A 556-nucleotide genomic window follows, 5' to 3' on the forward strand; every position below is an offset into this window, starting at 1 on the left:
TTTACGAAGCATTTGATAACGCGTAATATCTTTTGATGCACCAGAAAGAATTTTAAACATTAAACAACTTGCCATCATTGCTAAGAACGCAATTCCGAGGAAGAATCCCATAAATACTGTTCCACTCGCAACGCCGTAGAATCCATTGTAAGATTGATATTTACTATCTAATCTTTCAGCTTTTACATTTTTATATTTAACTAGCTGCAACTCGTCAAGTTTTTTCCATTCTTTTGTGTATGCTACAAAATCGTCTGTTTTTCCAGTAACTACGATTCCTTCTTTACCATTTACAGTATCGTACATTTTCTGATCTACAATTTTAATTGCATGATCTTCATATAGATAAAATGGCTGAATTGTTCTGAAAGCCTCGTTCCATTCTTCTGGAAGTTCTTTAGCACTCGCATCTTTTTCATTCATTTCTCTAGAAACTGCACCTACTGGCAGTTCCTCTGAAACTTTCTTTATTTTTCCTAAATCCTTCATACTTTCCATCTGTTTTGTATCTTGTACGAAAGGAGGATTTTTCTCTAAATCTTCTTTTACATAATAA

At 33.3% G+C, this 556-nt stretch carries 1 pseudogene; it reads right to left on the bottom strand.

Annotated elements, in window-relative coordinates:
* Positions 1-556: pseudogene (locus tag GFJ36_RS24445) on the bottom strand (ABC transporter permease); the annotation flags it as partial.

Source organism: Bacillus sp. EE-W1, from assembly GCF_009760835.1.
In the GTDB taxonomy this organism is placed as follows: Bacteria; Bacillota; Bacilli; order Bacillales; family Bacillaceae_G; genus Bacillus_A; species Bacillus_A wiedmannii.